Raw genomic sequence first — 19,287 nt, 5'->3', positions numbered from 1 at the left:
ATTAAGCTTAAAGGAGGATTAAATAAATTATTTTTTTAATTAATTTTGGCAAAAAATTAAAAACTGGATTTTTTTGCCAATTGGCTAGCTAACTTTGATATAATCATAGAGAAAATTTTACTATAAAGGAAAACAATGAAAAAGTTTTTAACCGCTTTCTTAGTTGCCTTCACGGGCTTATTTTTGGTGGCTTGCCAAAACACTAAAACAGAAAATAATGCAAGCAATGAAGCTAATACTACACTCACTTTAAAGGTTGGAACTGCTCCAAATTATAAACCTTTTAATTTTAAGCAAGATTCTAAACTTACGGGTTTTGATACTGATTTGATTGAAGAAATTGCTAAAAAAAATGGTATTGAAATTGTTTGGGTTGAAACCAATTTTGATGGATTGATTCCTGCTCTCAAATCAGGTAAGATTGATATGATTGCTTCAGCTATGAGCGCAACTGATGAAAGAAGACAAAGTGTTGATTTTACCAAACCTTACTATATGAGTAAAAATCTTTATCTTAAGCTAAAAAACAACGACTCTCTTCAAACAAAAAATGATTTAGAAGGCAAAAAAATAGGAGTTCAATTAGGAACTTTACAAGAAAATACTGCAAAAGCTATCAAAAATGCACAAGTACAAAGCAATAAAGATTTAAACATAGCTGTTTTAGCACTAAAAAACAACAAAATCGATGCTATTGTAGCTGATCAAGATACTGCTAAAGGTTTTTTAGCTGAAAATCCAGAATTGGTAAGTTTCTACCAAGAAACAGATGGAGGAGAAGGCTTTAGTTTTGCTTTTGATAAAAATAAACAAAAAGATATTATTGAAATATTTAACAAAGGCATAGATGAAGCAAAAACTGATGGATTTTATAATACTTTAATTAAAAAATATGAATTAGAATAAGCGTGAATTTTCACGCTTATAGCTTAAAAAGTTAAAATTTCATATTTTCTCTCTTTTGCAATTTTTAAAATTTTTTCATCACCATTACATACAAAGGCTTTGCTAACAGACTCTAGTAAAGGTAAATCATTGATAGAATCACTAAAAAAATAAGAATCTTTCATCCATTTTTCATAATCTTTACCCAAATATTCCTTAAGTCTTAAAACCTTGCCTTCCTTAAAGCTATAAATCCCATAAGCTTTTCCACTAAATTTATCACCCACACGCTCGCATTTTATGGCTATGCTTTCTCTCACTCCCAAAAAAGAGGCGATTTTTCTAACTAAAAATTCAGCCGTAGCTGAAATTATAATACACCTTTGATCTTGATATTTGATTATAAGTTCTTTAGCTTTTTCATAAGGTTTTATATAAATTTTTATAAATTCATCTACTAAAGATGAAATTCTATCTTCATTTTTACCCTTAACACTTTGAAGAAAAAAAGTCATAAATTCATCCATATCAAGCTTTTTTTCTTGATATTGTTTTTGATAAAAAACGATTTTTTCTAAATATTCTTGAGGTAAAAAACCTTTTTCAACACAAAATTTAAGCCAAAGTTTAGCACTATCGCCTTGTATTAAAGTATCATCTAAATCAAATAAAACAAGCTTCATTTTAACTCTTTTGCTAAAGAAAGATTGAATTTTAAAGCGATTTTATCACCTGCTTCATAAGTACTATGAGTGCTAAAATTTAAAGTATCTACCTTAAATTCAATTTCTTGCACTCTAACCCTATAGCGTATGATATTGCCTAGCAATGATTTTTCTTTGATCTTAGCCTCTAAGCCTTCGTTAGAAATTTCTATGGTTTCAGGACGCAAGGCTATATCTTTTTTAAAATCGTGTTTTAAACCCAAGCTATCAAGCTCTTTAGGGCTTAAAATATTGTAATTTCCTATAAAGCTAGCCACAAAATGAGATTCTGGCAAAAGATAAAGATTATTTGCGTTGGAATTTTGTATGATTTTACCCTCATTCATTAAAATAATCGTATCGGATAACTCTAAAGCTTCTTCTTGATCGTGCGTTACAAAAATAGTGGTGAGTTCAAGTTCTTTTTGAATTTCTTTAATTTGCACCCTTAAATGCTTACGAATTTTAGCATCAAGTGCCGATAAAGGCTCATCAAGTAAAAGTAAATCAGGTTTAGTCACCAAAGATCTTGCTAAAGCCACTCTTTGCATTTGTCCGCCTGAAAGCTTATGTGGATAAGTTTTAGCGTATTCTTCAAGCTCGACGAGTTTTAACATTTTTTTCACTCTTTTTTCTATGTCCTTTTTATCCATTTTTTTGATCTTTAAACCAAAAGCTACATTTTCAAAAACGTTAAGATTTGGAAAAAGAGCGTAATTTTGAAAAACCATACCTATATTTCTTTTTTGAGGACTTAATTTAGTAAGATCTTTATCATTTAAAGAAATTTTTCCTCCATTAATTTGGCTAAGCCCTGCTATACACCTTAAAAGAGTGGATTTTCCACAGCCACTTGGGCCCAAAAGGGTTATAAACTCACCCTTTTTAGCACTAAAATTAATATCTTCAAAAATAATTTTATCCCCATAAGCTTTTTTAAAATTTTTAATCTTTAAATAAGTCATTTTTTACTCCTTAATCAAACTAGCTATAAAAGTTGTTATAAAAATTAACACAAAATAAACTATTACCAAAGCACTAGAATAATGCCCACTTTGATTTTTGATATTATAAAGATAAACTTGCAAAGTCTCATAAGCACTTCCTACAAGAATATTTGCGTATAAAAATTCGCCTATTAAAAAAGAAAAACTTAAAAAAACTGCCACCAAAATTCCATTTCTTAAATTAGGCAAGACAAGCTTAAAAATCGCTCCCATTAAAGAACCTCCAAGCATAGCATTAGATGCGATGAGTTCATTTAAATTGACATTAGACATAGCATTATCTAAAGCCCTATATATAAAAGGCAAAGCTATAGTAAAATAAGTAAAAATGAGTATCCAAGCTGTGCCTCCTATATTGTCAGCATAAAGTTGCAAAAGCCCCACACAGCTAACTATAGGAGGTACAGCAAAAGGCATGATAATAAGTATATTTACAAAGGCTTTTAATTTTAAAAAATAATAATTTAGCACAAAAACCAAAGGAAAAACAAGAATCACAGAAAGTAAAATACTGCCCACACAAACAAGCAAAGAATGCCAAAGAGCAAGTAAAAATCTTTCGTCATGAAAAAGTTCTTGATACCATTTAAGCGTAAGATCATCAGGCAAAACACTTACACCCCAAGAAGTGGAAATAGAATATAAAAAAGTAGCCATTAAAGGCAAAGCTAAAAACAAAAAAACCAAAAACAAAACTGCATAATGATAAATTTTAGCTTTTAAACTCAAATTTTCATTCATTTAAAGCACCTTAAAATTATATTTTTTAGAAAGGAAATTGGCTATAAAGGTAACAACAAGCATGATAATAGTTATAATGATACTTAAAGCACTAGCCATATAAGGATCAAGATTGATATCGCCTGCGATTAAAGCAGCGATTCTTACAGGAGCGACATTAAAATTTCCCGAACTTAAAGCATAAATAGTCGCATAAGCTCCAAAAGCATTGGCAAATAAAATCACAAAAACACCAAACAAAGTAGGAGCGAGCAAAGGCAAAGCTATTTTTAACCAATATAAAAAATTGCCTCCACCTAACATTTTACAAGCATTTAAATGTGAATTTTCAAGACTTTTAAAAGCTGGAAGCAAAAGCAAGATCGCCAAAGGAATTTGAAAATACACATAAACAATATTTACCCCGAAATTAGCATAAACACTAACAAAAGGCTCTATACCTAAATTCTTCAAAAACACATTAACTACACCATTGCTTCCAAGAACTATAATGAAAGCAAAAGCTAAAGGAACTCCTGAAAAATTACTTATCATAGTATTTAAAGAAAAGAGAAAATTACATATTTTTGATGGAGCTAAAATAAATAAAGAATAGCTCGCCAAAAGCCCTATTAAAAGTCCAAAAATACTAGAAATAAAACTGATTTGTAAAGAATTTATAATGCTTTGTAGATAGAATTTGGACTCAAAAATATGTATAAAATTGGCTAAAGAATAAATTTCATCCTCTTCTACATAAAAAGCATTAAAAACAATCCAAATCAAAGGTGCTATCATAAAAAAAGTAAAAACTATAAAAAAAGGTAAAATACTTAAAAATGCTAGAAATTTTTCTTTCATTTTTTGGCCTTTAAAATTTCATCATTATATCTCTTATCGTGTTTAAGTCCTAAAATTTCACAGATACTGCCACAAATTTCATCCTGTTTTATCTTGGCATTTTCATACGAAAAAGCACTACCAAAAGTGAAAAAAGGCACTAAAATTTCATCTTCACTTAAGCCTCCATGACTTTTACCCTCTGTCATACCATGATCGCTTGTGATGATTACATTAATACCTTGTTCTAACCAAGTAGGCAAATACTCAGAAATCAAAATATCAACTTTTTTGGTTTTATTAGCATACTCAATAGAGTGTGAGCCAAATTTATGTCCTGCATCATCTATATTCATAGAATGTATAAGAGTAAAATCTAGATTATATTTGTTTCTTAAATGCTCCCCATCTGCAAATAAATGAGAATCTAAATAATCATCTTCATAATAAAAATATCCATAAGGCAAAGTTAAATTTTCATCTTCTATGTGGCGATGTAAAGAAGGAATAAATTCTTTTTTATTATAAAGCTCAAAAACCCAATGATAAGCTGCGCCTCCAGCTTTTAAGCCTTGTTCTTTGCAAAGGTCAAAAATGCTTGTTTGTTTTGAAAAACTCAATTTATTATTAATTATCCCACTTAAAACAGGCTTTACGCCTGTTAATAAGCACTCGTATAAAGGACGAGACATACTAGGAAGTTCGCATTCTAAAGAATAAAATTTGCCTAAATTCTCTTTGCAAAGCGCATTTAAATATCCCATATTTATACTAGCACTTTTACAATTTAAGCCATCAAGCACAACTAAAATAACTTTGGACATCATTTACTCTTTAAAAAATCTTTTACTTCAAGTAAAATAAATTCATTATCATCAGTTTTATTAGGTTCTCTACTTGAAGAATAAGGAAAGTTATTGTCATTTTCTACGACTATATGAGAGTCATCTACTATATCCACACCTTCTATGGTTTCAAAAGGAAAAACAAATTTATCATTTACCAAAGGCTTTTTAGAAATTTTATTTCTATCCTTAATATTTAAAAGATCTATATAAGAAATTTTTTGAGCTTCATGGGTTTTATCATCTAATTTAACCTTGTAAATTCTTTTGAATTGAGCTGCATTATTAAAACAATGCTTAGTATCTTCACCTTCTTTGCAAGCCTTATCTTTAGTGCCTTCTTTTTGATCTCTTTCTATGATGATGCCGTATTTATCATCTATCATATTAAAATCACCTATGGAATGGCTTTTATCTTCTAAGAAATATTTATAAGTTTTTCCGGTGAATTTTTTATTTTTTACATCAAATTCTATGATTCTTAGATATTCTTTGCCTTTTTCATTCTCATAAGCGTTGTTATTATAAATGCTTCCTTCTAAAAGCAAATAAAGTTTAGAACCATCTTTAGAGCTTGCCATAGCTTCAAAGCCTTTAGAACGTTTGATATTAAATTTCTCATTTTCTCCATCAGGCTTATCGCTAAATTTTAAACTTGGATTATCAGGAGAAATAAGTTTTTTACCCTCCACATACACATCAAAAACTTCTTTTAAATTCCCATTCTTATCAAAATGAAGCAAATAAGGACCAAATTCATCACCTATATAAAATTCATCATTGATAACCTGTATACTCTCAGTATCAAAATCAACCCCACTTAAATACCTTTCTTTGGTTGTTTCGGTGGTTATAGGATAGGGGTATTTTTTATCACTATCTTTAAAAAAAACTGTTTTTAAAAGTTCGTATTTTGAGTTTTTAAAATCAAATTTAAACTCGTGAGCATAAAGCATGGCATCATAAGAATTATACTTTTTACCCAAGCCATTATCGCTAATTACCCAAAAAACATCTTTTTTTGGAATATATTTTATCCCACTATGTCCTTGTATAGGTTGATTTTTAAAAGGTAAATAAAAATCTGTTTCCCTGTTTCCCTTAGATTTAAAAATTCCAATTTTTTCTTCTCTAGTGATATTTGCAAATTTCCCATAAGTTTTAAAAAAATCAGGAGCATCCTTAGGAGGTTTTACTGTACTTTTAGAATCTATGATAATATGCCCTGCTAAATTGGCCTCATACTCTTGAACTCCAAATAAAACACTGCAAAGCATAGCACTTGTTAAAATAACCTTTTTCATCCAATCTCCTTTATTTCATATCCACTATAACTTTTTCTTGCCAAAGTTGTGGCAATTCTTTAGCGCTTTTTTCCCAAGCTTTTTGATCTTTGATTGCTCTTGCATTTTTGTATTGCTCACTTGGTAAAAGTTTAGCTTTTATATCATCTGGCAAGGTAATATGATCAATTCTTATTGGCCTTGCATAACCTTTTGCTAGATTGATTTGTCCTTTATCAGAAAGTATAAACTCACGGGCTAATTTAGCCGCATTTGGATGTTTTGCGTATTTATTGATAATAGTTGTATAACCCGAAATAACACTACCATCAGCAGGGATTAAAACTTCATAACGATCTTTGCCCACTTTATCTCTATAGCCTAAACCATTAAAATCCCAAACTAAACCCACTTCAACTTCACCTTTTTCAAGATTGGCTATACTTACATCATTATTTACAAGTCTTCCTTGTTTGGCTAAAGTATTAAAAAAAGCTAAAGCAGGACTTAAATCTTTTTCATCCCCACCTAAGGCATAATTAGCTGCCAAAACTGCACTCACAGCTTGAGCCGCTACACTTACATCACCTACGGTAATTTTATAATTTCCCTTAAGCAAATCTTGCCAAGTTTTAGGTATATCTTTTACTACATCTTTATTGACTATAAAAGCTATGGTTCCTGTATAAGCTAAAAGCCAATTTCCATCTTTATCTTTAGCCCAAGTTGGAATTTGATCCCAGTAACTTGTCTTAAAAGGCTGAGCTACTCCTTGTTTAACCGCTATCTCTCCAAAAGACGCCCCTACATCCCCTATATCACCGCTTGCATTTTTCTTTTCGGCTTTAAATTTAGCAATTTCTTGAGCTGAACTCATATCTGTATCACTATGTTCTATGTCATAAAGATTTTTAAGATCTGCCCAAGTATCCTTCCAGTTTGCCCAAGTATCAGGCATAGCTAAAGAATTTACCCTACCTTCTGCTTGCGCAGCTTTAATCAAATTCTCATCAATAGCTTGTGAATTTGAAAACAATAAAGCAACAAGACCTAAACTTAAGAAAAATTTCTTACTCATTTTTTTCCTTTCAAAAAATATTTTGGAAATTTAATGAGTTTTAGAAACATTTTAGAAACAAGTTAATTTTTAAGCAAACAAGGTTATAATTTTAAAGTCATAAACAAGGAGCGATCATGCTTTATATTTATATCAAAACTCAAAATGCTTTAGTTCAAAGAATCAATTTTAATCTCGATAGTCAAGAACTACCGCAAAATATTTTATGGATTGATTTACTTCATCCAAGTGCAGCAGAAATTGCTTTTATATCAAGTGAATTTAATCTTGAGTTTCCTACAAAAGAAGAAAGGGAAGAAATAGAACTTAGCGCAAAATATTGGGAAGATAATGCGACAATAACCATCAATGCTCATTTTTTAGTAAGAGATCTTAAAAGCGATGAAGAAGATAGGAATTTAATCAAGCTTCGCACAGAAATTGTTACTTTTGCTACAGCTAAAAATATCTTATTTACTATAAGATATAACGAATTTAGCACTTTTGAAGAAATTCAAGCAAGGATTTTAGCTAGTCCGAAGAATTTTGAAGATGGTTTTGATATTATTGATAAAATGTTTGAAGTGCGTGTTGAAAAAGATGCGGATTTACTAGAATGGATAGATAAAGAAGCAAGACGCTTAAGAACAAGTGTTTTAGAAAAAAAAGATGAATATAGTTATGATGAAATGCTAAAGGATATTTCAAGTTTACAAGAGCTTAATATGCGAGTTAGAGACTCTTTATTTGACAAGCGTCGTGCGATGACCTCATTACTTAAAAGTGATAAAATCGATAGAGATATAAAACAAAATTTAACCATAGTTTTAAAAGATTTGAATTCTTTAGTTGAATTTAGCGTTTCTCAACTTAATATCTTAGATAATATTCAAACTATTCTAGCAAGTCAAGTAAATATAGAACAAAATAAAATTATCAAACTTTTTACTGTCGCAACCGTTGCCATGATGCCTCCTACTCTCATAGGAACAATTTATGGCATGAACTTTAAATTTATGCCTGAACTCGAGCTTCACTATGCTTATCCTATAGTGCTTGCGGTGATGATAATTTCCATCATTGTACCTGTTATTGTTTTTAAGAAAAAAGGTTGGTTATAATACATTAAAGGAGAAAAAATGGATATCATTAAAATAGGAATTTTAACCTTAAGCGATAGAGCAAGTAGTGGTATATACGAAGATAAAGCCACTGCTGAAATTGAAAGAGTGTTAAATTCATATATAAAAAATGATATTATTTATCATAAAGAATTAATCCCTGATGATTATGATTTGATCATTAAAAAATTACTTTATCTAGCAGATGAAAAAAAATGCGATTTGATTGTTACAAGCGGAGGTACAGGTCCAGCACTTCGTGATGTAACCCCAGAAGCCACGGAAGCCGTGTGTGATAAAATGATGCCAGGTTTTGGAGAACTTATGCGCTTAGAAAGTTTAAAATATGTCCCAACAGCTATACTTTCAAGACAGAGTGCAGGAATTCGCAATAAATCTTTTATCATCAATCTACCTGGCAATCCTAAAGCCATAGCAGAATGTCTAGAGCCTGTATTTCCTGCAATACCTTATTGTATTGATTTAATAGGTGGAGCTTATATAGAGGGAAATGATGAAGTAATTCAAGTTTTTAGACCTAAGAAAAAATGTCAAAATTAAAATTTATTAGCCTTAATAAGCCTGCTTAGTTGTCTAGCAAGTAGGCTTGCTGATGCCTCATCCTTGCTTATTTTTTGTATTTTATTTTTAAATTTATAAAGCCTATCATCTAAAACTGCATCATTAATTGAAATTTTAGCCCTTGTATTTTGTTTTTGAGTAATCTTTTTCTTAAAAAACATTTTTATCCTTTTTTTTGTAAATATACATTATTTTAATTAAAAAAAATATTATTTTTAATATTTATATGATTATTAACTTTATTTCATGATTTTAAGTTAAAATTCGCAAAAAATAAATCAAGGAAAATAAATGACTTTAATTGCAATTTTATGTCTTTATACAGCACTTTTGTCTTGGATTTCTTATAATCAAATTCGCTTTTTAGAAAAAGAAAAAAATAAACAAGCACAAATTTTAAGTGAGGAAGATTATCAAAACGCAGCCGATATTGCTATAGAAAATGAAAAATTCAAGCTTTTTTCAAATTTTTATATGCTGATTGTTAATATCGCATGGATAGGTTTTGGATTTCTTTACTTAAAAGAACTATTAATCAGTGAAAACTCTCGCCTTGAAAATACTCTATTTTTACTTGCTTTTTTAATTATCACAAGTATTTTAAATTTGCCTCTAAGCATTTATGAAAGCTTTGTTAAAGATAAGGCTCATGGTTTTTCAAATATGACTTTAAAACTTTTTATCAAAGACACTATAAAAAGCCTTATTTTAACTTTGATTTTTGGATTTTTAATCCTTTATGCCCTACTTTTTTGCTATGATTTTTTTGGTACTTTTTGGTGGCTTGCAGCTTTTATTTTTGCTTTTTGTGTGATAGTGATCATAAATGTTATTTATCCTACTCTAATCGCTCCTATATTTAACAAAATGGAAAAATTAGAAGATGAAAATTTGCTAAGTAAAATCAATGATCTAATGAAACAATGTGGCTTTAATGCGAATGGGGTTTATGTGATTGATGCTAGTAAAAGAGATAAGCGTTTAAATGCTTATTTTGGTGGGCTTTTTAAAAGCAAAAGAGTGGTGCTTTTTGACACACTTTTAAAAGCCTTAAGCGAAAGAGAGCTTCTAGCAGTTTTAGGGCACGAACTTGGACATTTTGTTCACAAAGATATAATAAAAGCCCTAATCAATGGGGCAATCACTATGTTTTTACTTTTCTTTATTTTTGCCCATTTGCCTGATTTTGTATATCAAGAAAGCCATCTAGAAGGAGTTAATGGGGGTGTTTTTGCTCTTTTGTTTATATTTGCAAATATTTTTAGTTTTATCATCTCTCCTTTAATAAATGCCTTAAGTAGAAAAAATGAATTTGCAGCAGATCAACACGGAAGCAAACTTACAAGCAAGGAAGATATGAAGAATGCACTCTTAGCTCTAGCAAGAGAAAATAAAGCTTTTATTAAAACAAGCAAGATTTATACCTTTTTTTATCTTAGTCATCCAAGCATTAGTGATAGAATCAAGGCTCTTTCTTGACCATAAAAAACGCTCTTATAGAAGCTAAAACTAGACTTGAAAAACACGAAAATGAAGCCTTATTTATACTTTGTGAATATCTAAAAAAAGATAGGACTTGGATTTTTTTAAATCAAGATCTAGAATTTGATTCCAAGCCCTATTTTGAACTTATCAAACGCTTTCAATCAGGGGAACCTTTTGAATACATCTTTGAAAAAGCAGATTTTTGGGGCTTGGAATTTAAAGTAAAAAAAGGGGTTTTAATCCCACGCTATGATAGCGAAATTTTACTTTCACAAGTTCTTAAAATTTGCAAAAATAATAATTTTCAAAATATATTAGAAATAGGCTTTGGAAGCGGAATTTTAAGTATAGTTTTAGCTAAAGAATTGGGAATAAAAATTACAGCTTGTGATATCAACCCCAAAGCTTTACAATTAGCCTTAGAAAATGCTAAATTACACAAAGTTGAACATTTAATCGACTTTAAACTTTGTGATTTTAAACAAATAAAAGAAAATTATGATTTTATTTTTTCAAATCCTCCCTATATCCAAAATTCATACCCCATAGATCTTTGGGTACAAAACGAACCAAAAGAAGCCCTATTTGGAGGAGAAAAAGGATATGAAATTTTAGAAGAAATTATAACTTTCTCCTTTGAAAGAAAGGTTAAATTTTTAGCATGCGAATTTGGCTATGATCAAAAAGTAATTTTAAAACAAATTTTATATCAAAAAAATTTTCAAGCTGAATTTTTTCAAGATGAACAAGGATATGATCGTGCTTTTGTCGCTCAATTTGCTAAAAAATAAGCTTTGTATGATATGATAAGTTAAAAAATTAAGGAGAAAAATTGAAAGCAATCAATCTATTTTTACTTGCAGCTATGATTGGCATAGAGCTTATACTTGGCATAGTTGTTGCACCAGTAATTTTTTACCCAGCTAACCTTATAGGCGAGGGAGTTTTAAGTCATTTTCAAAGTGGCTTAATGATGACTCAAATTTTCATTAAAATGGGATATTTGTTAATTTTTGTTTCTATTATTAATTTATTATTTGAAATCTATTCTTTTGCAAAAGAAGATATGAAATTTCAGATTAAATTCTCAAAATTAATGCTTACTATACTCATTTTAATTTTGAGCTTAGTGTTTGTTTTGTATTTTACAAATACCATTATTGAACTTCAAAATTTGGGCGAACAAGCTACAAAAAGCCAAGAATTTCTTAGTATACATAATGCAAGCGAAGTGGTTATAAAAATTATTTTATTAATGCAAGTTTTTCTATATTTCTTAAGCTTTAAAATAGCAAAAAAATGCTAAAATCCAATAAAAATTTATAAGGAGGAGTAGGCTATGATGATCTCTGATGCAAGCATGATGCAACAAAATTATTATTTAAATAATGCTCAAAAAGCTAGTGAAAAAGCTTTAGAAAACATTGCAGCTGTCCGTGCGATAAGTGGGATTGATAGTGCTAATTTAGCTATTGCTGATTCTTTAAGATCTCAATCAAGCACTATAGATCAAGGTGTCGCAAATGCCTATGATGCTATTGGTGTTTTACAAATTGCAGATGCAAGCCTGACAAATATTTCTCAAAGTGCTGATAGACTTAATGAACTCTCCGTAAAGATGAATAATGCAGCATTAAGTGATTCTCAAAAAAGCATGCTAAGAACAGAAGCAACACGCATACAAGAGTCCATCAATGATTCTTTTAATAATGCTACCTATAATGGAAAAAATGTATTCCAAACTATGAATTTTGTAGTAGGAAGTGGAACTGAAACGACCAATTTAAATCCATTGACAACTAGTGGTCTTAGCATAGATAATCAAGACAGTATTACAAATTTTATGGATCAACTTGGTGCTTTAAGAAGTGAAATAGGATCGAGTATCAATGCCATCACTTCTAATATCAATGCTAGTGTGCAAAATAGCATCAATACTAAAGCAGCTGAAAATAATTTGCTGAATAATGATATGGCAAAAAACGTCAATGATTTTAATAGCAATTACCTAAAAGAAAATGCAGCTGCTTTCGTCGCTGCACAATCTAACATGCAACTTCAAAGCAAAATTGCTAGCTTATTACAATGATAAAAGCCCTAATCTAGGGCTTCTCTTTTTATAAAAATGACTTTAGAACAAATTTTAGAAAAAACCAAAAATATCCGTCTTGTGGCAGCAAGCAAATATGTTGATGCAAATATTATCGAAAAACTTTTTACTCAAGGAATTACAGAATTTGGAGAAAATCAAGTTCAAGCCCTAGTACAAAAAAAAGAAATTCTTGATAAAAAAGATTTAAATATAAAATGGCATTTTATAGGAACGCTACAAAGCAATAAAATCAATCTTTTAATCAAGCAAAAACCAATACTCTGGCATTCTTGTAATGGATTAAAAATAGCAAAAGCCATGGATAAAAGACTAAATTATAAACTAGATACCTTACTAGAAATCAATAGTGCCAATGAACTCAGCAAAAGCGGACTTAATCCGGATCAAGCTATAGAAGAATATTTACAAATTCAAGAAGAATGTCCTAATTTAAATCTTTGTGGAGTTATGAGCATAGGTTCACACAGCAAAGATCAAAGAGAAATTGAAAAAAGTTTTGAAACAACCTATAAAATCTATGAAAAACTTCAAAAACACGGAGCTAAAATTTGCTCCATGGGGATGAGTAATGACTTTGAAATCGCCATTAAGTGTGGATCTAATATGGTAAGGCTTGGAAGTATTTTATTTAAAAATTTAAAATAAAATCTCCCCTAATCCTTTACCCTGCATATTTATTGATAATTTTTTCACTAACACTATCAGAAATAACAAAATCAGTATGATAAAGCAAGCAAGAACCAGTGCTAACGATCTTTAAGACAAGCTTTTTATTGCCTTTTTCATTTGGATTATGTGCACTTCTTGCTATTTCGTGAATTTCATAAACAAGCTCTCGATTTAATCTTGAAAGATCAAGTTCTATAATATTGTTTTCAAATTCTTTAGGCTCTGCTATAAAATCTTTATTTTCTTGAGTATTTTTCTTGGCGTTAAATTTTTTTACCGCCTTAATCTCTCCTTCTTGAAGCTCCTCTAGAGTTTTAATTGATCTTAAAGCCAAGCTATCTAATTTGCCCTCCTCTGCTTTATAGCTTAATAAAAATCCATAAGCCTCATTTTTAGAGGCTTCATTTTTTAAAATATTTTCAATCTCTTCTATATTAGACTCAAAAACCGTCACTTCAAAAGTAGAATAAAAATCCAATATCTCAAGCCTGCCATAACGCTTATTATTTTTACTCATCATAGATTTAAAGCTTTCAATCTTTCCTATACTTAAAATTTCTCCACTGCCTTTAAGTGTTGAAAAATCTATACTTTTTACATAATCTATTTCCTTAAATTTATCATAAAAACGATCGAGTGGGTGTCCTGAAACATAAATTCCCAAAATCTCTTTTTCAAATTCAAGTTTTTCCATAACCTCAAATTCTTCATTCTTAGCCACTATATTAACTTGCAAACCAACAGTTAATTCATCTTCTCCAAAAAGAGAACTTGCTGCATTTTTTCTTGCATCGGCCATTTTTTTAGAGCCTTCGGTTAAATTGTCCATATTATCAAACAAGCACTTTCTCGTATAGCCAAATTCATCAAAAGCACCCGCTTTGATAAGACTTTCTAGGGTTCTTTTGTTGATCTTTGTAGGCTCTATCCTGCTTAAAAAATCATCAATATTTTTAAATTCGCCTCGCTCTCTTGCTTCGAGTAAATTTTCAACTGCAGGAATTCCCACACTTTTAATAGCTCCAAGTCCATAAACAATAGCATCTTTACCATCTTCTTGCTCTACTGCACTAAATTCGCGTATGGCTTTATTAACAGAAGGTGGAAGAAGTTTGATATTCATTTTTTTCATTTCATCGATATAAACAGCGATTTTATCGACATTATTTTCTTCACTTGTTAGCAATGCTGCCATAAATTCACTAGGATAGTAGGTTTTTAAGTACGCTGTTTGAAAAGTGATCAAGGCATAAGCCGCAGAGTGAGATTTGTTAAAACCATATCCTGCAAATTTAACAATCAATTCCCAAAGCTCTTCGGCTTTTACTCTATCATAACCCTGCTTTTCAGCACCATCAGCAAATTCACTTTTTAATTTTTTCATTTTTTCAGGATCTTTTTTACCCATAGCGCGGCGCACCACATCAGCACCACCTAGTGAAAATCCTCCTATAATCTGAACAATTTGCATAACTTGCTCTTGATAGACAATAACCCCGTATGTAGGCTCTAATACACTTTCAAGAGTATCAAATGGATATTCTATCTTTTTAAGCCCATGTTTCCTATCTATAAAATCATCAAGCATTCCTGATTCCATAGGACCTGGGCGATAAAGAGCAAGAACCGCGATAATATCTTCAAAACGCTCAGGCTTTAATCTTGCATTTAAGTTTTGCATTCCGCCTGATTCTATTTGAAATATTCCTAAGGTATTCCCATTCTGTATGGTTTTATAAACTTTAGCATCGTTTACATCGATAGCTTCCCAGACTATGTCTTTATTGTAACGCTTTTTAATGAGTTTAATAGCATTGTTGATCAAAGTTAAAGTTTTTAAACCCAAGAAATCAAATTTGATTAAGTCTACATCCTCTAAATGATCTTTAGAGTATTGTGTAACTAAATGTCTTTCATCGTTTTTACTCTGTCTAAAAAGAGGAGTTTTTTTCCATAAACTTTCATTAGAAATCACAACACCTGCTGCGTGCATACCTGCATTTCTATTGAGTCCTTCAAGAGCCTTAGCATACTCCCAAACTTCAGGACCCTTTGGATGACGCTCTATAAATTCTTTAATCTTTGGTTCTTTTTCGTAAGCTGCATCAAGAGTGATTTTAAGTTCTTCAGGTATAAGCTTGGCAAGTTCATCTGCATCAGGAATACTCATATCACAAACCCTTGCCACATCACGAATCACTCCACGAGCCAAAAGCTTACCAAAAGTAATAACCTGTGCAACCTTATCGGCTCCGTATTTATCAATCACATAATCAATCACTTCTGCGCGTCTATCTTGACAAAAATCCACATCAATATCGGGCATCGATACGCGTTCTGGATTTAAAAAACGCTCAAAAAGCAAACTATAAGGAATAGGATCTAAATCCGTGATTTTTAAAGAATAAGCGACCAAACTACCCGCAGCTGAACCCCTTCCAGGACCTACAGGAATTCCTTTATCTTTAGCCACTTTGATAAAATCATGAACGATTAGCATATAGCCTGAAAATTTCATTTTTTTTATGATATTGATTTCGACTTCGAGCCTTGTTTTATATTCTTCATGCTTGCTTATATCAACAAATTTTAGCCTTTCCTCAAGTCCTTTTTTGCAAAGCTCATCAAACACCACATCATCATTATCAAAACTAAATTCTTTGCCCTCTTCGGGCAAGCTTATATTATATTCTTTTGCATATTCTCTTGTGAATTTAAAATTTGGCGGAGTGGGATTTCCTAAATTTAGCTCTAAATTACATTTATTAGCAATTTCTTGAGTATTTTCAATAGCTTCAGGTATATCAGCAAAAAGCTCGCTCATTTGCGCTGGAGATTTGACATAAAATTCATGAACACTATGGCGTAAACGATCAGGATCATTCAGCTTTTTGCCCATAGCAATACACATAAATACTTCATGGGCAGTCGCTCTTTCCTTAAAAGTATAATGGGTATCATTTGTAGCAATAATTTTAATATTCAATTCTTTTGAGAGTCTTATAATATCATCGTCTATGGCTCTTTGATCTCCTATACCATGACGCATAATTTCAAAATAAAAATCATCGCCAAAAACTTTTTTATACCATAAAGCCGCTTCCTTAGCCGCTTCATAACCCTTGGCTCCAAAACGAACATTTCTTTCACTATGAATATTTAAATGCCAATTTACCTCACCTTGCAAGCAAGCCGAAGAACAGATAAGCCCTTCGCTATGCTCTTCCAAAAGCTTTTTATTGATACGTGGATAATAATACAAACCCTTGATATAGCTTTGAGAACTTAGATACATTAAATTTTGATAACCAACCTCATTTTTTGCATATAAGCAAAGATGAAATCTTTGACGCGAGCTTTTATCTGAAATATCTTCATGATTATGCAAATACGCTTCAAGACCTATGATGGGTTTTAATCCCTCAGAACGCATAGTCTGATAAAAATCAATTGCTCCAAACATATTACCATGATCTGTCATGGCTACACTTGTAGCACCCTGCTCTTTAAGGGTTTTAGCTAATTCCTTAAGCTTATTGGCTCCATCAAGTAAAGAATATTCTGTATGCAAATGAAGATGGGTAAATTGGCTCATCGTCTTCCTTGAAAATATAAATACTAAAGATTTTGATAAAAATTATAAATTTTTATTGCTGAATTTGAAAGAATTTATCACTAAAAATTACCTGAAATTTATCATGATAATTTTATCACCATCAGCAAATATATTTTAAAAAATAAAATGGTAAAAGTTTTTAAGATTGAAAGAATGAATCATCTTTCAAGAGATAAAATCACAAAATTTGTTCATATTCTTTGCCAATATAAATTTGGTTATCCTTTTCTATAACAGGGCGTTTAATACAACTTGGATTTTCTAAAATAATATTTTTCAACTCAAGCTCGCTTAAGCTCTCTATCTTGTCTTTATTCAAACCAAGTTTTTTTGAAGTAGTGCCTGCAGTATTGATAATTTCACTAAATCTTTTATATTTAAGCCAGTTTTCAAGCACGCCCAAATCAATCTTTTTAATATCAATAAAATCAAATTCTAGAGCTTTTTTATCTAAAAACTCTAGAGCTTTTTTTACGGAATTACAGTTTTTAATCCCATAGACTTTCATTTTCTTGCCTTTTTAACCAAATCAGCAATCAAAAACGCAAGCTCAAGTGCCTGATCTGCATTAAGTCTTGGATCACACTGTGTCTCATAGCGTTTTTCTAAACTTTGCGCAGTAACATTACTCGCACCACCCGTACATTCGGTTACATCCTGTCCTGTCATTTCAAGATGAACTCCACCTGCATATACACCTTCGCTCATAGCTATTTCAAAGAAATATCTTACTTCTTGCATGATTTTATCAAATTCACGCGTTTTAAAATCCCCTGCTTTTACCGTATTACCATGCATAGGATCTATACTATAAACTAAATTTAATCCCTCTTTTTTAAGTTTAGAGAAAATTTTAGGCAATTGAGTTGCTATTTTTTCAGCACCCATTCTAATGATGATATTTAATCTACCCTCTTCATTGTTTGGATTTAAAGCATTAGCTAAAGCGATCACATCATCAGCACTTGCATTTGGGCCTATTTTTACTCCTAAAGGATTTCTAACTCCACTTAAAAAGTGTACATGAGCTTCATCAAGACCCCTAGTTCTCTCACCTATCCAAAGCATATGAGCTGAACAATCATAAATTTCGCCACTTAAGCTATCCACTCTAGTTAAAGCTTCCTCGTAAGGCAAAAGCAAAGCTTCATGAGAAGTATAGACATCAACTTCTTTTAAGCTTGGAGTATTATAGGTATTAATACCACAGGCCTCCATAAAATCTAAGGCCTGAGAAATTTTCTCACTGATATCGGTGTATTGTTGATGCAGCTCGCTTTTTTTCAAAAAACCTAAATTCCATCGATGCACCTCGTGTAAATTAGCTAATCCCCCTTTAGCAAAACCGCGCAATAAATTTAAAGTAGTAGCACTTTGATAGTAAGCTTCAAGCATTCTATTTGGATCAGGAATTCTAGCTTTTTCATTAAATTCAAAGCCATTAATGATATCACCTCTATAACTTGGAAGCTTTACTCCATTTATCTCTTCATAATCGCTACTTCTTGGTTTAGCAAACTGCCCCGCCATACGACCAATTTTAACAACGGGACAACCACCCGCAAAAGTTAAAACTATAGCCATTTGAAGTAAAATTTTAAACATATCTCGTATATTTACTGCTCCAAAATTTGCAAAACTTTCTGCACAATCTCCACCCTGAAGTAAAAAAGCTTCTTTTCGGCATACTCTTGCTAAAGCACTTTGAAGCTCTCTTACTTCACCTGCAAAAACCAAAGGAGGAAGTTTTTCAAGTTTATTTAAGACTTTATTTAGCTCCTCTTGATTAGAATAAATAGGCTGCTGCTTAATAGAAAAATTTTTCCAAGAATTTTTAGTCCAAGTCATCGTTATTTCCTAAAGATATAATTTTAACTTCCCCTATAGGTTGAGTAACCAAAAGGAGATAAGGTAATAGGTATATGATAATGTTTTTGATCTTTTAAAAGTTCAAAACTTACTTCTACAAAGGGGTAAAAACTATCAACTTTATGTGATATATAATAATCTTTGGTATAAAATTTGAGTTTATAAACTCCAAAAGAACGATTTTCTGTTTTTTCATAGGGAAGAAAATCTGCTATCCTACCATTCTTTTTTGTAAATTTTTCACTTATCTTGACCCATTGTCGATTTTGATCCAAGTTATAAAGCTCTACTTTTACATTAGATGCAGGTTGGCCAGAGTTAATGTCTAAAATATGGGTACTTAACTGATATTCAGTTGCATTTAGAAATATTGGTATGCTTATGAGAGCCAATAAAATTTTTTTTGTAGAAAGCATATTTTTCTCCCTTAATAATATTTTATATATCTAAATCATAACAAAATATTATTAACAATAATAACTAAATAATAA

General features: G+C 30.9%; 20 protein-coding genes. 8 read left to right on the top strand and 12 right to left on the bottom strand.

Features of this window, described 5'->3' with window-relative positions; genetic code table 11:
- Window positions 1-135 precede the first annotated feature (135 nt).
- Window positions 136-906, top strand: a complete 771-nt coding sequence (locus tag CCO88_RS04110; RefSeq protein WP_002785958.1) for a basic amino acid ABC transporter substrate-binding protein — start codon at window positions 136-138, stop codon at window positions 904-906.
- Window positions 907-929: 23 nt separating this feature from the next.
- Here CCO88_RS04110 and CCO88_RS04105 read toward each other — a convergent pair whose 3' ends face one another.
- Genes CCO88_RS04105 through CCO88_RS04075 form a run of 7 tightly spaced genes read right to left on the bottom strand, consistent with a single transcriptional unit; the run spans window position 930 to window position 7,362 of the window.
- Complete coding sequence (locus CCO88_RS04105) at window positions 930-1,568, bottom strand: HAD family hydrolase (protein WP_002781807.1); 639 nt, start codon at window positions 1,566-1,568, stop codon at window positions 930-932.
- Window positions 1,565-2,554 carry an ABC transporter ATP-binding protein gene (locus tag CCO88_RS04100; protein WP_002839519.1) on the bottom strand — a complete coding sequence of 330 codons (990 nt, stop codon included), beginning with the start codon at window positions 2,552-2,554 and terminating at the stop codon, window positions 1,565-1,567. The genes CCO88_RS04105 and CCO88_RS04100 overlap by 4 nt, the downstream gene beginning before the upstream one ends.
- 3 nt (window positions 2,555-2,557) lie before the next feature.
- Complete coding sequence (locus CCO88_RS04095; protein ID WP_002781812.1) at window positions 2,558-3,337, bottom strand: ABC transporter permease; 780 nt, start codon at window positions 3,335-3,337, stop codon at window positions 2,558-2,560.
- Window positions 3,338-4,177, bottom strand: coding sequence for an ABC transporter permease (locus tag CCO88_RS04090; RefSeq protein ID WP_002781814.1), 840 nt, complete (start codon window positions 4,175-4,177; stop codon window positions 3,338-3,340).
- Window positions 4,174-4,983: an alkaline phosphatase family protein gene (locus CCO88_RS04085; RefSeq protein ID WP_072233344.1), complete on the bottom strand. Its 810-nt coding sequence runs from the start codon at window positions 4,981-4,983 to the stop codon at window positions 4,174-4,176. Before CCO88_RS04085 ends, CCO88_RS04090 begins: the two co-directional genes overlap by 4 nt.
- On the bottom strand, window positions 4,980-6,305 hold the full coding sequence (locus tag CCO88_RS04080; RefSeq protein ID WP_002839517.1) for an esterase-like activity of phytase family protein: 1,326 nt from the start codon (window positions 6,303-6,305) through the stop codon (window positions 4,980-4,982). Before CCO88_RS04080 ends, CCO88_RS04085 begins: the two co-directional genes overlap by 4 nt.
- A 10-nt stretch (window positions 6,306-6,315) precedes the next feature.
- Entirely contained in the window at window positions 6,316-7,362 is a 1,047-nt protein-coding gene (locus tag CCO88_RS04075; protein ID WP_002785950.1) for an ABC transporter substrate-binding protein, read from the bottom strand.
- A 116-nt stretch (window positions 7,363-7,478) separates the two neighbouring features.
- On the opposite strand from CCO88_RS04075, the gene corA reads away from it, so the two are divergent.
- Complete coding sequence (gene corA, locus CCO88_RS04070; protein ID WP_002839515.1) at window positions 7,479-8,462, top strand: magnesium/cobalt transporter CorA; 984 nt, start codon at window positions 7,479-7,481, stop codon at window positions 8,460-8,462.
- 18 nt (window positions 8,463-8,480) lie between these two features.
- Window positions 8,481-9,023, top strand: a complete 543-nt coding sequence (gene mog, locus CCO88_RS04065) for a molybdopterin adenylyltransferase (protein ID WP_002812668.1) — start codon at window positions 8,481-8,483, stop codon at window positions 9,021-9,023.
- On the opposite strand, the gene CCO88_RS04060 is transcribed toward mog, so the two are convergent.
- Window positions 9,020-9,205, bottom strand: coding sequence for a hypothetical protein (locus CCO88_RS04060; protein WP_002793299.1), 186 nt, complete (start codon window positions 9,203-9,205; stop codon window positions 9,020-9,022). The two genes, mog and CCO88_RS04060, sit on opposite strands and share 4 nt — an antisense overlap.
- Window positions 9,206-9,335: 130 nt before the next feature.
- Here CCO88_RS04060 and CCO88_RS04055 point away from each other — a divergent pair, with 130 nt between their 5' ends.
- The 5 genes from CCO88_RS04055 to CCO88_RS04035 are packed head-to-tail and all read left to right on the top strand — an operon-like array spanning window position 9,336 to window position 13,287.
- Window positions 9,336-10,523 carry a M48 family metallopeptidase gene (locus CCO88_RS04055; RefSeq protein ID WP_002806674.1) on the top strand — a complete coding sequence of 396 codons (1,188 nt, stop codon included), beginning with the start codon at window positions 9,336-9,338 and terminating at the stop codon, window positions 10,521-10,523.
- On the top strand, window positions 10,520-11,320 hold the full coding sequence (locus CCO88_RS04050) for a HemK/PrmC family methyltransferase (protein WP_002781824.1): 801 nt from the start codon (window positions 10,520-10,522) through the stop codon (window positions 11,318-11,320). The genes CCO88_RS04055 and CCO88_RS04050 overlap by 4 nt, the downstream gene beginning before the upstream one ends.
- 41 nt (window positions 11,321-11,361) lie before the next feature.
- Entirely contained in the window at window positions 11,362-11,835 is a 474-nt protein-coding gene (locus CCO88_RS04045) for a DUF4149 domain-containing protein (RefSeq protein WP_002787413.1), read from the top strand.
- A 33-nt stretch (window positions 11,836-11,868) separates the two neighbouring features.
- Window positions 11,869-12,618 (top strand): flagellin C, encoded by a 750-nt coding sequence (gene flaC / locus CCO88_RS04040; RefSeq protein ID WP_002776533.1) that lies wholly within the window; start codon window positions 11,869-11,871, stop codon window positions 12,616-12,618.
- Between the two features lie 36 nt (window positions 12,619-12,654).
- Complete coding sequence (locus tag CCO88_RS04035) at window positions 12,655-13,287, top strand: YggS family pyridoxal phosphate-dependent enzyme (protein WP_002784207.1); 633 nt, start codon at window positions 12,655-12,657, stop codon at window positions 13,285-13,287.
- A gap of 16 nt (window positions 13,288-13,303) precedes the next feature.
- Here the strand turns inward: CCO88_RS04035 and dnaE are convergent, their stop codons facing one another.
- The 4 genes from dnaE to uraH form a co-directional block, all read right to left on the bottom strand.
- Window positions 13,304-16,906, bottom strand: coding sequence for a DNA polymerase III subunit alpha (gene dnaE / locus CCO88_RS04030; RefSeq protein WP_002785948.1), 3,603 nt, complete (start codon window positions 16,904-16,906; stop codon window positions 13,304-13,306).
- 199 nt (window positions 16,907-17,105) lie between these two features.
- A complete protein-coding gene (locus CCO88_RS04025; RefSeq protein WP_002776527.1) occupies window positions 17,106-17,435 on the bottom strand; it encodes a Spx/MgsR family RNA polymerase-binding regulatory protein in 330 nt (109 codons plus the stop codon).
- Window positions 17,432-18,775, bottom strand: a complete 1,344-nt coding sequence (locus CCO88_RS04020) for a class II 3-deoxy-7-phosphoheptulonate synthase (RefSeq protein ID WP_002781555.1) — start codon at window positions 18,773-18,775, stop codon at window positions 17,432-17,434. The genes CCO88_RS04025 and CCO88_RS04020 overlap by 4 nt, the downstream gene beginning before the upstream one ends.
- Before the next feature lie 23 nt (window positions 18,776-18,798).
- Window positions 18,799-19,212 (bottom strand): hydroxyisourate hydrolase, encoded by a 414-nt coding sequence (gene uraH, locus CCO88_RS04015; RefSeq protein ID WP_002785946.1) that lies wholly within the window; start codon window positions 19,210-19,212, stop codon window positions 18,799-18,801.
- Window positions 19,213-19,287 lie beyond the last annotated feature (75 nt).

It is taken from the genome of Campylobacter coli LMG 9860 (assembly GCF_000254135.1).
In the GTDB taxonomy this organism is placed as follows: Bacteria; Campylobacterota; Campylobacteria; order Campylobacterales; family Campylobacteraceae; genus Campylobacter_D; species Campylobacter_D coli.
Note: the sequence above shows the minus strand (reverse complement) of the source record. Positions and strands in the feature narration are given on the sequence as shown.

Excerpts from the sequence above, each read along its gene's own strand:
- CCO88_RS04110 (WP_002785958.1), top strand. The coding sequence starts at position 136 with ATGAAAAAGTTTTTAACCGCTTTCTTAGTTGCCTTCACGGGCTTATTT.
- CCO88_RS04105 (WP_002781807.1), bottom strand. The coding sequence starts at position 1,568 with ATGAAGCTTGTTTTATTTGATTTAGATGATACTTTAATACAAGGCGAT.
- CCO88_RS04100 (WP_002839519.1), bottom strand. The coding sequence starts at position 2,554 with ATGACTTATTTAAAGATTAAAAATTTTAAAAAAGCTTATGGGGATAAA.
- CCO88_RS04095 (WP_002781812.1), bottom strand. The coding sequence starts at position 3,337 with ATGAATGAAAATTTGAGTTTAAAAGCTAAAATTTATCATTATGCAGTT.
- CCO88_RS04090 (WP_002781814.1), bottom strand. The coding sequence starts at position 4,177 with ATGAAAGAAAAATTTCTAGCATTTTTAAGTATTTTACCTTTTTTTATA.
- CCO88_RS04085 (WP_072233344.1), bottom strand. The coding sequence starts at position 4,983 with ATGATGTCCAAAGTTATTTTAGTTGTGCTTGATGGCTTAAATTGTAAA.
- CCO88_RS04080 (WP_002839517.1), bottom strand. The coding sequence starts at position 6,305 with ATGAAAAAGGTTATTTTAACAAGTGCTATGCTTTGCAGTGTTTTATTT.
- CCO88_RS04075 (WP_002785950.1), bottom strand. The coding sequence starts at position 7,362 with ATGAGTAAGAAATTTTTCTTAAGTTTAGGTCTTGTTGCTTTATTGTTT.
- corA (WP_002839515.1), top strand. The coding sequence starts at position 7,479 with ATGCTTTATATTTATATCAAAACTCAAAATGCTTTAGTTCAAAGAATC.
- mog (WP_002812668.1), top strand. The coding sequence starts at position 8,481 with ATGGATATCATTAAAATAGGAATTTTAACCTTAAGCGATAGAGCAAGT.
- CCO88_RS04060 (WP_002793299.1), bottom strand. The coding sequence starts at position 9,205 with ATGTTTTTTAAGAAAAAGATTACTCAAAAACAAAATACAAGGGCTAAA.
- CCO88_RS04055 (WP_002806674.1), top strand. The coding sequence starts at position 9,336 with ATGACTTTAATTGCAATTTTATGTCTTTATACAGCACTTTTGTCTTGG.
- flaC (WP_002776533.1), top strand. The coding sequence starts at position 11,869 with ATGATGATCTCTGATGCAAGCATGATGCAACAAAATTATTATTTAAAT.
- CCO88_RS04035 (WP_002784207.1), top strand. The coding sequence starts at position 12,655 with ATGACTTTAGAACAAATTTTAGAAAAAACCAAAAATATCCGTCTTGTG.
- dnaE (WP_002785948.1), bottom strand. The coding sequence starts at position 16,906 with ATGAGCCAATTTACCCATCTTCATTTGCATACAGAATATTCTTTACTT.
- CCO88_RS04025 (WP_002776527.1), bottom strand. The coding sequence starts at position 17,435 with ATGAAAGTCTATGGGATTAAAAACTGTAATTCCGTAAAAAAAGCTCTA.
- CCO88_RS04020 (WP_002781555.1), bottom strand. The coding sequence starts at position 18,775 with ATGACTTGGACTAAAAATTCTTGGAAAAATTTTTCTATTAAGCAGCAG.
- uraH (WP_002785946.1), bottom strand. The coding sequence starts at position 19,212 with ATGCTTTCTACAAAAAAAATTTTATTGGCTCTCATAAGCATACCAATA.